Source organism: Lactiplantibacillus sp. YT640 (assembly GCF_049745435.1).
GTDB classification, from domain to species: Bacteria; Bacillota; Bacilli; order Lactobacillales; family Lactobacillaceae; genus Lactiplantibacillus; species Lactiplantibacillus plantarum.
The window spans coordinates 100,387-114,293 of record NZ_JBMNVY010000006.1; the positions used below are offsets into that span (position 1 = coordinate 100,387).

Genomic DNA, 13,907 nt, shown 5'->3' on the forward strand with positions numbered 1-13,907 from the left:
TTTTTTTATTCGCTGACTTTAGCGCTTTGTTCAGCTAAAGCAGTCAGGTGCTCGAATAGGATGCCTTCACGCAGTCCATTTTGAGAGAAAATCATCCGGTCAGAATCTAAAAAGCGCATCAGACTAATGGCAGGAATCATCCCACCAACAATAATATCAGCCCGGTCCTTTGCTAATCCAGGAATAGCCGCGCGACCAGCTGCATCCTGGCTAATGACAGTATTGAATGTGTCATAGATGGCGTTGTCACGTAGCCGATAACCGTGAATATCTTCAAAGTTGAGGATATTGCATTTGCGCCGGTTAATTTTGGCTAACGTTCGGTTGCTACCACCCAAACAGACGAGTGGTAAGTTGAGACCGTTTCGCAACCACCAGACGCTATTAAAAATTTTATCAACGAAAGTCATCGTTTTAAATAATTGACTAGCGGTAACTTGGTCGTTGAGGCCGAACTTTTCGGATAAACTGACCGCGCCGATTGGCAGACTGATTAGGTCCTTGGCCTGGCCGTTTACGATAAGGACGAGTTCGCAGCTACCGCCACCAGTATCGACCATGACGCAGTTAGTCGTTGGAAGCGTATTGACTACCCCTAAGTAATCGTAATAGGCCTCGGTTGTTCCAGGAATCACTTCGATATCTAGGCCAACATCATTTTTAACGCGTTTGAGAAATTTCTTTTGGTTGCTGGCCTTTCGCGTTGCGGCGGTCGCCACGGCCTTGATAGTTAAGTTAGGTAAGTCTTTGTAGACGGCAGCAAACGACTTTAGCGCTGCAATCGTGCGGTCAATGGCCTCGGCTTGAAGGGTCGGCGTATCCGTGGCGTTTTCATTCTCGGATAAACGCACCATTTCCTTGAGTCGGTGAGTGACCGCATAACTACCGTCTTCTTGAATCTGTGTAATTGTCATTCGACATGAATTGGAACCTAAGTCAATGACCGCAAAGTTTTCCATCGCTAATCATCCTCTCTATCAAGATCTGAAGCATCCGGCTCATTCTTGGGACTCATCATCGGAATGAACTGGTGCGCGTTGCTAGTGGGCGTAGTATCGCCGTGATCAGCCTTGACTGCTTGCTCGGCTTCGCGAATGAATTCGGCCTGGGAGTCCAAAACCTCTAAGCCGCGCCCATCCACACGGGCGTACGTATTATCTGGTTGCAAAATGCGCGTTTTGACCGTGTCAGCCCACATCGTTTCAAAAATTGTCATCGCACGGTGACTGATTTCAGGTTGGAGCAGTGGGAACAATAATTCGACCCGGCGATTTAGGTTACGGGTCATCATATCCGCACTGGATAAGTAAATTTGTGGTTCACCGTCGTTGCTAAAGTAGTATATACGACTGTGCTCCAGAAGGCGACCAATGATCGAGTGGACCTCGATGTTATCCGAGATGCCCTTGATGCCTGTTCGTAAACAACAAATTCCCCGAATGATCAGTTGGATCTTAACACCGGCGTGAGAAGCTTCGTAGAGTTTGCTAATAATCTGCGGATCGGATAACGAGTTCATCTTCATTTTGACAACTGCGGGCTGACCAGCTTTGGCAATGGCAATCTCATCGTCTAGCTTTTCGTTGATAAAGTCGCGGATGCCATCTGGTGAGATGTGCAATTTGTGGAAATACGGTGGTTCAGAATAGCCAGATAACATGTTAAAGATGTTGGAAGCATCGATTCCCATGTCTGTATCAGCGGTGAAGAGCCCCATGTCCGTGTAGAAATGGGCGGTGACATCGTTATAATTCCCAGTTCCCATGTGCATGTAGCGCTTGATACCTTCGTTTTCTCGCCGAACAACGAGGGCAAGCTTACAGTGTGTCTTAAGCCCGATCAGACCGTAGATCACGTGACAACCCATTTCTTCAAGCTTTTTCGCCCAGTGAACGTTATTTTCTTCATCAAAACGGGCCTTAACTTCAACGAGAACGGTTACTTGTTTGCCGTTTTGGGCAGCCTGCCCGAGATACTTGATAATCGGTGAATCAGCTGATACGCGATACAGCGTCATCTTAATGGCTAACACGTCCTCATCTTCTGCAGCTTCATGGATAAAGTCCACAACGGGTTTGAAATCATCGTACGGATATTGCATTAAAATGTCGTGATCCTTGATAAGATCAAAGATGGATCGTTCGCGGTACTTCGCGGGATAGTAGGCGTGGTATTTTGGATAATTCAAGTCTTCGTGGCCCTGCACAGCTTTCACCAGCTTGGATAAGAAGGTCAAGTTGAGGGGACCGTTGATGACGTATAACGCACTTTCGTTAATCCCAAGGGCTTTAGCGAGTCGCGTGCGTTGATGCTTGCTCATACTCTTTTCGACTTCTAAGCGCATGACCTTACCGCGTTCACGCATCTTTAATTGTTTTTGAACTTCCTTTAATAAGTCCGAGGTATCCTCTTCGGCGACATCTAAGTCCAAATCCCGCATGACGCGGTAACAGCTCGTTTCCTTGACCGTGTAGTTGATAAATAGTGAGCCGACAAAGGCTTTGATAATTTCCTCAATCAGAATAAACTGGTTCGGTGCGCCTGGCAAAACGACCACGCGAGGAAAGACGTCCGGCACTTGAACGGTGGCAAACTTGCGGTCCTTCTTATCCCCATTTTTATAAATCCGTAAGGCGATGTTGAGTGTATTATTCCCAATGAACGGGAATGGGCGTGAAGAGTCGTCTGCCATCGGTGTTAAAGCCGGGTACAGCTCATCATCAAAGTAGTTCTTAACAAAGGCGTGTTGTTCCTCGTTTAGATCAGCCATCGACAAGAGATGAATCGCGTGCTGTTCCAGCAATGGCAAAAGCGAGCGGTTTAATGTATTGTATTGACGCTTGACCATCTCGTGGGCTTTATCACTGATTGCACTGACTTGATCAGCAGCGGTCAGTCCCGCGGGATCCGGTTTAGTGTAATTGACTGACATCAATTTACGTAATGATGCGACCCGGACCGTGAAGAATTCGTCAAGATTACTCTGTGTGATCCCGAGAAAACGGACACGTTCTAGCAAGGGGTTATCCTTATCACGTGCTTCATCAAGGACACGATAGTTAAAATCAAGCCAGCTGAGTTCACGGTTTGTATAATAACTTTCTTTATAATAATTCATTTAACGTACCCCCCGTAGTTTAATCACTGGTGTTAAACCAAAGACTTCTTTAAAGAATTCCGCTTTTTGTGCGAATACCCAATTTTCTAAGAAGAGGTCATCATGAGCAAAGCAAGTAATGATGACCCGTGGATTGCGAATTGAAACGGAAATTTTATCAATTTTTTGTTTGCGACCGTCATCCAAAGCGTCCGCAATTCTCAAGATGGCGGATAGTTTGGAGACTAATAAGCGTTGTTCGACTTGTAAGTGTCCAAAATGGCGAATGTCTTTTGATGGTGTTTGCGCGCTATGGTAGCGTGAAATCAGGGCGACCATTCGTTTTTCGGTATCGGTTAATCCCATGAGTTCAGTGGCCTGCAAGATATAGTCCGAATGTAAGTAATGTTGGTGCGGGTCAATGTAGCTCCCAACGTCGTGCACGATGGCGGCGACTTGTAAGAGTAAGCGCTCGCGTTTGCCTAAGTGGTGTAGCGGTTTAAGCTGGTCGAATAGGTGCAGTGAGAATTTGGTGACCAAGTCGCGATGCTTAGGTTCAACGTTGTACCTGTCCGCAATGTTCTTAGCTGCTGTTACGATTTGATCATTAAAGTTATATTTCTTATAGCCCAACTTAATGGCTTCTTGAATAATTAACCCATCCAGCACGGTCACGTTGCCAAGCCAGATTTTCTCAGCATTAGTGAGTTGTAGTAACTCGTTAATAAGTAGTAATTCGGGCACGATTAGGCGCACGTCTTCTTCATCAACTTCGTATTTATCCATTAAATACTGGTCAGAAGCGTTCAACACGTCCTCATATAAAGCTTGAAAATCTGCTTTGCTGAGTTCCTCCACGCCAGCTTTTGATTGTTGTTGGCGAAAGAGGGTGGCAAACGGCGCGACGCCGAGCATGACGACGTTACTAGGCTGATCTCTTCGCCCAGGCAAGAAGCGACCAAAGTCAACGATTTGACTCGAAATATAATCATCCAAAACTTCGACATAGTTAGGCACGCTCGATTGCAAATCTTCAAGAACTTCCGCGATTCGAACTGGTCCTAAACGGAGGCTACGGGAGAAGACAAAGTTACTCTGATCGTAGTGCGAAATACCGACACTACCAGAGTTGATTCCTAATAAGTAGGTCGGCTTCGTGATCATTTGCTTGAATCGTGGAAAGTGTACCGCAACTGCGACTGAACGCAGGTAGGTTTCCTGACTACTAGATAACCAGTCGATCTTGAGCCCAGTCCGGACAAGTAATTGGTCTTGAATATAGTCGGCATTGTTAGCGGATGACAAGGACCACGACCCCCATAAATGGTAGTCCTTAACGCCGTAATCATTCATAATCTGAACAAAACCACTCAGTGCCTGCGCGGCTTGTTCCACTGAATCATAATCGATCGTATGCTGATCATAAATATCCTCACCAAGTGAAACGTCGGAACGAACTCGTTCTACTTGGCGTAATGTGCGTAAATTGACAATCGACAATTCAATACTCTGAACGTTAATCATCATAATTCCAAATAATTTTGCTGCCATGGCGATCCCCCATTTTTATGATTTCCTGACCCCCAATAAGGTTAAAGTCATGTATTTAATTTAAGTTTAACACAGGTTGGGGTTAGTTAAATTAGTATTTTAGTAGTGAAACAGTTAGCGATTACTTTTAGTTTTTATACGAAAGTTAAGCGTAATTAAGGCCATCATTAACTTTGTATGAATCTTACTAGTTAGGTGGTTGATGTGGTGATTACCCCGGTTTCAGCGGTAGCGAACGCTAACCTAACTTGGCACGTTTGATCCAAGATACCAAAAAGGCGTGGTTCAGCCGTAACGAGTATGCCTGAACCACGCTAGTTGATATTATAAGATTTCGTGATTATCGATAATTAGTTTGTTCAGATGTTTTTCAACTCGTTTATCAGCTGGTGGCAGCTGCATGTAATCACCATACATCCGGGTCAAAATGGTGTCATACGCACTGGGAATCTTCACTTGGATATCTTCGAATGGAACGGTCGTTAGCTCGGTCAATTCCTGATAGGTCATAATTTCCTTTTCGTAATCGTATTGAGACGCCAGATTTTTGTAAGTTCGGGAGTCTGACTGCTCGTACAGGCGCATGTATTCCTCACGTTCCAGCTTATAGCGATTGACTTCAGCTAATTGCTGAGGTGTGTGTTTCGTAATCAAGTTGCGCAGTGGTGTTTTGACAAAGCGGTAATTCAATTTGAGCAGGATCGCAGCGTCTGCTAATTTGTAATGTAACATCTGTGAACGACGTAGGGCTTCGTCATCTGGAATCTTATCAAACGGAAAGATGTCAACGAACACGCCTTTAAACGCATTATTGACGTTGTTGCGTTCTTCAATGTAAGTATTTACGTCTAATAGCTTCATATAACTGAGTGCATAGTCCGGATCTGAGGCACCGGTTTGTAGGAAAAACTTGTTTGGATCAAGATGGTGGTTGGCGACGGCGATAAAGCGCTGGTAGTCATGACGGCGCATTCCAATGTCGATGTCATCGTCCCACGGAATAAATCCGTGATGACGAATAGCACCGAGTAAAGAACCACCGATCAAAAAGTAATCGATATTTTCAGCCTCACAGATTGCGATGACGGTACGCATCAAGCGCAATTCAACTTGGTGTAAGGGTGTCAGGGGCATGGTCTCGTCTCCTTTTTACGTAAGCGTTTCAACTACTTTCATCATACACTTTGTTGCACAAAATTGTTAGGGAGGATGCTTAACGTTGGAATTTACGGGTAATTTCATGCAAAACAGTTAAAGGCGTGTTATATTTGGTCAAAAGTTAATGAAGTGATGGTGATCGCGATGAACAGTGACGAATTAAGCAAACTTCTCAATGATTATTTTGAAGCATATCAAAATACAACCAAAATTATGATGGACTTAGTAGCTTGGCCTTTAAGTCAAAATAAACTGTCATTTGAACAATTTTTAATATTGCGGCGCATTGCCACGACTGATGAAGTGACACTCAATGATATTGCAATTCAGCGACAAGTAACGCGAAGCGCGATTTCACGGCAAGTCAAATCATTGTTAATGCAACACTATGTTTTTCAGGTGCCAGATCCGCGTGATCGGCGGCGGCTCTACTTACATTTAACAGAACGGGGACAACAAGTCGAACGGATTGTCGACCAAGCCATTACCCAGCACTTTGATCACTGGGTCAACCAGTTGGGCGCACCACAGATTGATCAAGTGCTCAAGATGATGGGGACCTTTAGCCAGCAGGTCACGGACCTCGGTGAGCCACAGTCACACCCCGTTCTACACTAGGATGTACATGGGACTAACCACTAAATTAGTATTGATGAGCAACTATTTTGGTCGCTAGTCAAAAACAGACTTCTTAGGAATTGTCACAATTCTTAAGAAGTCTGTTTTGTTACGAATACCCATTGAATAAAAACACTTGTACTAAAGTAGGGTCGTTTCATAGAAAGTAAGCACTCAAATGGGCGTACTTGCTTCACTGTGATACGTGTAGCGCTCAATGCTTGAAAAAGTTATGGTAAACCCCTTCGCAAGCTTCAAGAAACATCCCAATAGCCATTAAGTACATGGCTAACATGTTCTGCATTGTGAAGACCAAGTAGAGTAGGACAGCGTAGAGGATTAAAAAGAAGATTGCCGTAATTTTGGAACCAGCCATTTAAATCACACCTTTGTATGGAGAATCGTGACGCGTTGTTTGCCTGAGGGTCGTGAGGACCAAGAGCGGTTTTAAGGCAATGAACACGCTTTATCAATTTCATTCTACCGCAGGCTCATTAAAATTGAAAATCGCAATTAAACAGATTCAAAATTATTTAGCGTTCGGTTATTGCTTTTAAATAAACAAAATGATACGATTAAATACGTTAAAAGAACGCTAAAACACGAACGTTTACAATTGTGCAATTATAATTTAGACGAATATTTGGAGGGAATCATGAATAAAATTGCGGCATATTTTAATTTTTCAGAATTGAAAACGTCAATGCGAACCGAAGTGCTGGCTGGCTTGACCACGTTTGTTTCGATGGCATACATCCTATTTGTTAATCCGAGCGTCCTCGGGGCTTCGGGGATGGATAAGGGCGCCGTCTTCACCGCGACGGCCTTAGCGTCAGCGTTAGGCTGTTTATTGATGGGGTTAGTTGCTAAGTACCCGATAGCAATTGCACCAGGATTAGGCGTTAACGCGTTCTTTACTTATTCCGTAGTTATCGGAATGGGCATTAAATGGCAAACTGCTCTGGCTGGGGTGTTCGTTGCAGCCGTGATTTTTATCTTGATTACGATTTTTAAGCTCCGGGAAATGATTATTGATGCGATTCCGCGGGATATGAAGTTAGCAATTTCGGCGGGGATCGGGTTCTTCATTGCTTTTATTGGTCTTCATGGTGGTGGCTTAATTGTTGCCAACAAATCAACGGTTGTTGGTCTGGGATCATTGACAGTTGGAACGACCTGGTTAACTATTTTTGGATTGATCGTCACGTTGATTTTGATGAGTCGCAAAGTTCCCGGTGGGATTTTTATCGGGATGGTTTTAACCTCCATTTTAGGGCTAGCAACTGGCTTGATTAAGATGCCATCCACAATTGTTTCGGCAGCACCTTCGTTGAAACCAACGTTTGGTGTGGCGCTTGGTCATATTGGTGATATTAATTCGTTACAATTGATTATTGTTGTTTTGACGTTCTTATTAGTGACATTCTTCGATACGGCCGGAACGCTAGTTGGATTGGCAGAACAGGCTGGATTCATGAAAAATAATAAAATGCCGCGGGTTGGTAAAGCGCTGATGGCCGATTCAACTTCGATGTTAGTTGGGTCAGTGTTGGGAACCTCACCAACCTCAGCTTATGTTGAATCTTCGGCCGGAATTGCGGTCGGTGGTCGCTCTGGGATGAGTGCAGTTGTTACTGGTGCGCTATTCATTCTTGGATTATTTTTCTCACCGTTATTAAACGTCGTGACGGATCAAGTTACTGCACCTGCATTGATTATTGTGGGTGTGTTGATGGCAGAATCTTTAAAACAGATCAGTTGGGAACGGTTTGAAATTGCCGTACCCGCATTTCTAACTGTTATCGGGATGCCGTTGACTTATAGTATTTCTGATGGGATTGCCTTAGGCTTCATTGCATACGTCATTACGATGGTCGCAACTAAGCATGCCAAGGAAGTTCATCCATTAATGTACGTGCTGTTCTTCATCTTCATTATCTTCTTGTGGATATTAAATGTCTGACAGTTAAAGATGGTCAGCTCGACGTTATTGGCCAGTTACAGATAATTTAAATGACTTAATTCTAAACGGACTACTGACGCACATGACGTTGGTAGTCTTTTTTGACGTGAAATGGGCTAAAACTTGATGAGCATCAAGTTGGTTTGCTCTGGAGGTGACTATACTAGAGTTATTCAAGTGATAGAAGGGGAAGGTGAAATAATCAGAAAGTTAGGATAAACATTGAAATGTAAGCGTCGTCATCAAAAACTATCTTGAAACTAGCTCATGAGCAGTCAATCGGCCGAGATTTGCTAAGCGGGGCAAGCGTAACGAGTGGGGATGTACCCGTACCAATTCGATTTAATAAGACAAATACACAATTAGTACGGTGGTTAAGGTGGTATACCGGTGTCGAAAATAATACAAAATATAAAAATACAAAAAAATACGTTTTTTTGTAAAAATTAAAAACGCTCCAAAGCCCGTCGTTAACGCTTGTAAACCATAGAAAGTTTCGCGAAATTTTCAATGATAGATAAAATCTATCGATAAAAGCGTTTACATTTTAAAAATTCGTGATTACAATAAAGTCGTAAAGTTGATAATTAAAATATATCAGAGGAGGACATTACTAATGGCTAAAATTAGTGGTTCAGATGCCGTATTAAAAGTAATTCAGAAGTGGGGCGTAAAACATATTTATGGTTTGCCCGGTGGGTCGTTCGATTCAACGATGAACGCCATCTATAATCAACGGGAAACGTTGAAGTACATCCAAGTACGTCACGAAGAAGCTGGTGCGATTGCCGCTTCCGCTGATTATAAGCTAACTGGAAAGATCGGCGTCTGCTTTGGTTCCGCTGGCCCTGGTGCTGTCCACTTACTGAACGGATTGTACGATGCTAAGGAAGATGGTATTCCAATGTTAGCAATCGTTGCACAAGTTCCTACTAAGCGGATGAACATGGACTTCTTCCAAGCAATGAATGAAGAACCGATTTTTGACGATGTCGCTGTTTGGAATCGGACTGCGATGACTGCTGAGAGTTTACCGATGATGACTGATGAAGCCATTCGTCAAGCGTATGCTCACAATGGTGTAGCTGTCTTAACGATCCCTAAGGACTTTGGTTGGGCTGAAATTGAAGACAACTTTGAAACGAACGCTAGCGTGCACACTGTTAACTATCCTGCACCAACCGCTGAATCAGTTGCTGATGCGGTTAAATTAATCAAAGCTGCTAAGTCACCAATGATTTACTTTGGCGTTGGCGCTAAGGACGCGGCTGAAGAATTAAAAGCTGCTTCTGAAAAGTTTAAGATGCCACTTGTCTCTTCAGTATTAGCGAAGGGGATCATTGAAGACGACTATCCCGCTTACTTAGGTTCCACGGGACGGGTCGCACCTAAGCCGGGTGCCGAGATTGGCTTTAGTACGGATCTAATTCTCTGGGTTGGTAACAATGTTCCATTCAGTATCTTCTTATTTAATAAGAAGGCTAAGGTCATTCAAATCGATATTGATAGTGAAAAATTTGGTAAGCGCCACCATACGAACGTTGCTATTCAGGCGGATGCGAAAAAAGCTTTAGCGGCGATCAATGCAGCTGGTGAAGCGCGCGATGATTCAGCCTTTTATGACGCTGCGGTTGCTGATAAAAAGAACTGGGACAAATGGCAAGCCAGCTTCAACGATAGCACTGAATCACCAGTTCGCCCCGAACCAATCTTTGATGTCTTGAACCAAGAAGCTAGTGACAAAGCTGTTTGGGCTATCGATGTCGGCAATGTTAATATTAACTTTGAACGCTTGATCCGAATGCACGATGACCAGAAATGGGCAACTTCTGGGATTTATGCAACAATGGGCTTTGGGGTTCCTGCTGCACTGGCTGCTAAAGTCAACTACCCAGATCGGGACGTCTACAGTTTGAGCGGTGACGGCGCTTTCGCAATGCTGTCAGAAGAAATCTTGGCACAAGTTAAGTATAACTTGCACATTATCAACATTGTCTTCAGTAATGAGACCTTAGGCTTTATTGAAGCTGAACAGACTGATGATAGCCATCAACCACTCTCTGGTGTCGATTTGCCAGATACTGATTGGGCCAAGGTTGGCGAAGGCTATGGTGCCGTTGGTTATACCGTTCGGACCAAGGCTGAATTCAAGCAAGCCCTTGAAGACGCTAAGAAGACGGATAAGCCAGTTGTCATTGATGTGAAGTTAACGCATGCAATGCCATTTACAACGGAACATATGTATCTCGATGACGCATGGCAAGATAAAGACAAGATTGCTGAATTTGTCAAGAAGTATGATGCTCAAGCGTTGAAGCCGTTCAGCTACTTCTTAAAACAAGCTCAAACAAACTAATTTGGATAGATAATTAACGAAAGAGGACGCGATTATCGCGGCTCTTTTGGTACATAGTATTAAGTGTCGCTTGCCATTGTGGCGGTGACAACATACCAAGCTGTAGAGAACACTACGTGAACGTTCGGGAGGTCGCACAGATGCAAGTAATCAATTTAGATGCCCATCGATTAAAGATGCTGGCACCACAACCGCCACTGGTATTAGCTTTAGGTTTCTTTGATGGTGTGCATCAGGGCCACCAACGCGTGATTCAAACAGCGAAACGAATTGCGAAGCAGCGTGATTTACCACTCGCTGTGATGACGTTCAATCGACACGCGTCACAACTGTTTAAGTCCCAGACCACTTTTCGGTATCTGAATACCGTCGCGCAAAAAAGCCAACATATGGCGGCGCTACAGGTGGACCGACTATATATTACGGATTTTAACCACCAATTTGCTGGCTTGACACCGACTGCGTTTATTAAGGATTACCTTGTCGGGTTGAATGCGCAAGTCGTTGTGGCGGGGTTTGACTATACGTTCGGGCAGGGTGGCGCAAATGGGATGCGCGAACTCGCGGAATTGGGCGCCCCGTACTTTGAAACGGTCACGGTGGATCGCTTGGCTAATCAGCAGCTTAAAGTCAGTTCTACTCGGATCCGGGGGCTGATTGCTCGGGGGCAGATTGAACAAGCTAATGATTTATTGGGGTACACTTACGCGACACAGGCGACATTCGATCCGTTGACTAGAACGATCCAACTTGCAAATCGGCAACAGCAGTTACCAGCGGCCGGTGATTATCATTGTTGGTTAGTTAGCGCTAATTATCGACAGGCAGTCATTCTGCGAGTCACCACGACATTAAAAATTATTTCGCCATACCAGTTGCCACCGGAAATCACGGTATTAGATGTGGACGTTCAGTGGCAGCAGCGTGCTTTGCAAGTGGTCAGTTCTGTCTCAGCCCAGCATCAACAATCACAATATAGTAAAGCTTAATGTAGACCACCCTGATCTGTTTGATGGGGTGGTTTTTGATTGTCGTCACGTCGGTAAGTTGTTCGTGCTAGATCGTTAGCGATATTTGATAAAACTGAGTATCGGGTGTGTGCTTGATCCTATTTTTCTAGTCCATAGATAGTTTCACATGAAATAATCGGATAAACACAAAATTGGCGCTGAATGGTGCCTCATTTTGTGTACTTGTAATTTCACTTACGAAAAGTAAGCATATTAATTGCATTTATAATTGAAAGCGATTTATAATACGTTTGTTAAATGAATTGAACCAAGCAGACAAATTGGTTCTAAGTCGAAGGGATGAATAGTGATGACAAAGATGATTGCAGGACAAGCTTTAGTTAAGGTTTTAGAGGCGTGGGGTGTGGACCACATCTACGGGATTCCCGGCGGTTCAATCAATCATACCGTTGAAGGTTTGTACCTTGAAAAGGCCGATATTGATTATATTCAAGTACGGCATGAAGAAGTGGGGGCCTTAGCAGCCTCGGCAGATGCCAAGTTTACAGGCAAAATCGGCGTTTCATTTGGTTCTGCGGGTCCTGGTGCAACGCACTTATTCAACGGTTTGTATGATGCCAAGATGGATCACGTTCCTGTATTAGCACTTGTCGGACAGGTGCCACAAGCGACGATGAACACGAATTACTTCCAAGAAATGGATGAGACTCCAATGTTTAGTGACGTGGCGGTGTATAACCGCACTGTCACGACGGCCGGACAATTACCATATGTCATTAACCAAGCGATTCGTGAAGCATACCGGCAAAAGGGACCGGCAGTCGTTATCATTCCTGAAAATCTCTCAGCGGAAGAAATCGATTATCAGCCGGTATCGACGCCTAACACCGTTTCAGATACGTTTGAACAACGGGTCGATCCTCAGGCTATTACGGCAACGTTAAAGATGCTAAAAGCAGCTAAGCATCCATTAGTTTACGCTGGTCGGGGTCTTCTTGGTGCTAAGGCAGACCTGGTCAAGTTTAGTGAACAATTTAATATCCCAGTCATGAACACCGTCCCAGCGACGGGGGTTATTCCAACGAACCACCCGAATGCAATTGGCACGTTTGGCCGGTTGGGTTCCAAATCGGGGTTCGAAGCACTCCAACACGCTGATTTGATTTTGTTCCTGGGATCTGAATTTCCATTTGCTAGTTTTTGGCCTAAGGGGATTAAGATTATTCAGGTCAACAATAACAGTTTTGATATCGGCAAGATGGTCCCAATCGATTACGCCGTCATCAGTGACGCCCAAGCTTATTTGCAAGCGATGATTGCAACTGGCGAAACGTTACCTGAAACAGCGTGGTTAACGACTAACCGGCAAAATAAACGTAATTGGGATAAGTGGCTCCAACAATTGGCTGCTGACGACCATGATGGACTAGCGCCGGAAGCGGTCATGCACAAAGTTGCTAGTATGGTCGGCCCTCGTGATACCTACGGGGTCGACACCGGTAACGTCTCCGAGTGGGCTGTCCGGGGGCTCCCAATGGATCAGGAGCAACGCTTTGCCTTATCTGGCCTCTTCGCAACCATGGGATTTGGACTACCTGCTGGGATGGCTGGTGCCTTAAGTGTTCCAGACAGCCAAGCGTGGAGTTTCTCAGGCGATGGTGGCTTTGCGATGGTAGCGCCAGATATTATCACGGAAGCACGTTACGGCTTGCCCGTTATTAACGTGATTTTCAGTAATCAACGGTTTGGTTTCATCTATCGTGAGCAAGTTGATACGAAGCAACACTTGTATGGTGTTGATCTAACGGATGCCGACTGGGCCAAAGTTGCAGATGGCCTTGGTGGGATTGGTTTTACTGTTCAAAATAATCAAGAGGTCGAAACCGTCTTTGACCAAATCAAGGCGCTCCAAGCGAAGGGCAACAAGCGGCCAATCGTTGTGAACGCGGTCATCAAGAATGATGATCCAATTGGCACAGCTTACATGCCACTAGATCCTGAATTATATGGTCAAGCAGAAGTTGACGCTTATGCCAAAGCCAACCACATTGATATTAAGGAACAGCCATCATTAGGCGCCTTACTACGAGCACAGGGTGATCAGCTATAGTTAAAGCCTGAAGGGCTAGTTAGACCACTGGGCAAAGCTTCAGTTAACCTAATATTATTAAAAAGCCGCCAGTATCGGGTATG

Annotated in this window: 10 protein-coding genes; 5 read left to right on the forward strand and 5 right to left on the reverse strand. The window is 44.5% G+C overall.

Annotated features, from left to right (window positions below):
* Positions 1-5: 5 nt before the first annotated feature.
* The 4 genes from ppx to ACOV1R_RS06390 all read right to left on the reverse strand — a co-directional run bounded on the left by ppx (position 6) and on the right by ACOV1R_RS06390 (position 5,782).
* A complete protein-coding gene (gene ppx, locus ACOV1R_RS06375) occupies positions 6-959 on the reverse strand; it encodes an exopolyphosphatase (protein WP_003641094.1) in 954 nt (317 codons plus the stop codon).
* 2 nt (positions 960-961) lie between these two features.
* Positions 962-3,118, reverse strand: a complete 2,157-nt coding sequence (locus tag ACOV1R_RS06380; protein ID WP_003641095.1) for an RNA degradosome polyphosphate kinase — start codon at positions 3,116-3,118, stop codon at positions 962-964.
* Positions 3,119-4,648 (reverse strand): HD domain-containing protein, encoded by a 1,530-nt coding sequence (locus ACOV1R_RS06385; protein ID WP_003641096.1) that lies wholly within the window; start codon positions 4,646-4,648, stop codon positions 3,119-3,121.
* 324 nt (positions 4,649-4,972) lie between these two features.
* A complete protein-coding gene (locus ACOV1R_RS06390) occupies positions 4,973-5,782 on the reverse strand; it encodes a LicD family protein (RefSeq protein ID WP_003641097.1) in 810 nt (269 codons plus the stop codon).
* A 156-nt stretch (positions 5,783-5,938) separates the two neighbouring features.
* On the opposite strand from ACOV1R_RS06390, the gene ACOV1R_RS06395 reads away from it, so the two are divergent.
* Positions 5,939-6,424, forward strand: a complete 486-nt coding sequence (locus tag ACOV1R_RS06395; protein ID WP_003641098.1) for a MarR family winged helix-turn-helix transcriptional regulator — start codon at positions 5,939-5,941, stop codon at positions 6,422-6,424.
* 214 nt (positions 6,425-6,638) lie between these two features.
* Here the strand turns inward: ACOV1R_RS06395 and ACOV1R_RS06400 are convergent, their stop codons facing one another.
* Positions 6,639-6,800: a hypothetical protein gene (locus ACOV1R_RS06400; RefSeq protein ID WP_003641099.1), complete on the reverse strand. Its 162-nt coding sequence runs from the start codon at positions 6,798-6,800 to the stop codon at positions 6,639-6,641.
* A gap of 279 nt (positions 6,801-7,079) precedes the next feature.
* Between ACOV1R_RS06400 and ACOV1R_RS06405 the strand changes: the two genes are divergently transcribed.
* The 4 genes from ACOV1R_RS06405 (at position 7,080) to ACOV1R_RS06420 (ending at position 13,824) form a co-directional block, all read left to right on the forward strand.
* The gene (locus tag ACOV1R_RS06405; RefSeq protein WP_003644001.1) at positions 7,080-8,387 is read left to right on the forward strand and encodes an NCS2 family permease; all 1,308 of its coding nucleotides are present in this window, start codon (positions 7,080-7,082) and stop codon (positions 8,385-8,387) included.
* 616 nt (positions 8,388-9,003) lie between these two features.
* The gene (gene spxB, locus ACOV1R_RS06410) at positions 9,004-10,743 is read left to right on the forward strand and encodes a pyruvate oxidase (protein ID WP_003641101.1); all 1,740 of its coding nucleotides are present in this window, start codon (positions 9,004-9,006) and stop codon (positions 10,741-10,743) included.
* Between the two features lie 140 nt (positions 10,744-10,883).
* Entirely contained in the window at positions 10,884-11,732 is an 849-nt protein-coding gene (locus ACOV1R_RS06415) for an FAD synthetase family protein (RefSeq protein WP_021357244.1), read from the forward strand.
* 331 nt (positions 11,733-12,063) lie between these two features.
* Positions 12,064-13,824 (forward strand): thiamine pyrophosphate-binding protein, encoded by a 1,761-nt coding sequence (locus ACOV1R_RS06420; RefSeq protein ID WP_003645796.1) that lies wholly within the window; start codon positions 12,064-12,066, stop codon positions 13,822-13,824.
* Positions 13,825-13,907 lie beyond the last annotated feature (83 nt).

Bases quoted from the DNA above. Each gene is read 5' to 3' on its own strand.
- ppx (WP_003641094.1), bottom strand. From the start codon at position 959: ATGGAAAACTTTGCGGTCATTGACTTAGGTTCCAATTCATGTCGAATG.
- ACOV1R_RS06380 (WP_003641095.1), bottom strand. From the start codon at position 3,118: ATGAATTATTATAAAGAAAGTTATTATACAAACCGTGAACTCAGCTGG.
- ACOV1R_RS06385 (WP_003641096.1), bottom strand. From the start codon at position 4,648: ATGGCAGCAAAATTATTTGGAATTATGATGATTAACGTTCAGAGTATT.
- ACOV1R_RS06390 (WP_003641097.1), bottom strand. From the start codon at position 5,782: ATGCCCCTGACACCCTTACACCAAGTTGAATTGCGCTTGATGCGTACC.
- ACOV1R_RS06395 (WP_003641098.1), top strand. From the start codon at position 5,939: ATGGTGATCGCGATGAACAGTGACGAATTAAGCAAACTTCTCAATGAT.
- ACOV1R_RS06400 (WP_003641099.1), bottom strand. From the start codon at position 6,800: ATGGCTGGTTCCAAAATTACGGCAATCTTCTTTTTAATCCTCTACGCT.
- ACOV1R_RS06405 (WP_003644001.1), top strand. From the start codon at position 7,080: ATGAATAAAATTGCGGCATATTTTAATTTTTCAGAATTGAAAACGTCA.
- spxB (WP_003641101.1), top strand. From the start codon at position 9,004: ATGGCTAAAATTAGTGGTTCAGATGCCGTATTAAAAGTAATTCAGAAG.
- ACOV1R_RS06415 (WP_021357244.1), top strand. From the start codon at position 10,884: ATGCAAGTAATCAATTTAGATGCCCATCGATTAAAGATGCTGGCACCA.
- ACOV1R_RS06420 (WP_003645796.1), top strand. From the start codon at position 12,064: ATGACAAAGATGATTGCAGGACAAGCTTTAGTTAAGGTTTTAGAGGCG.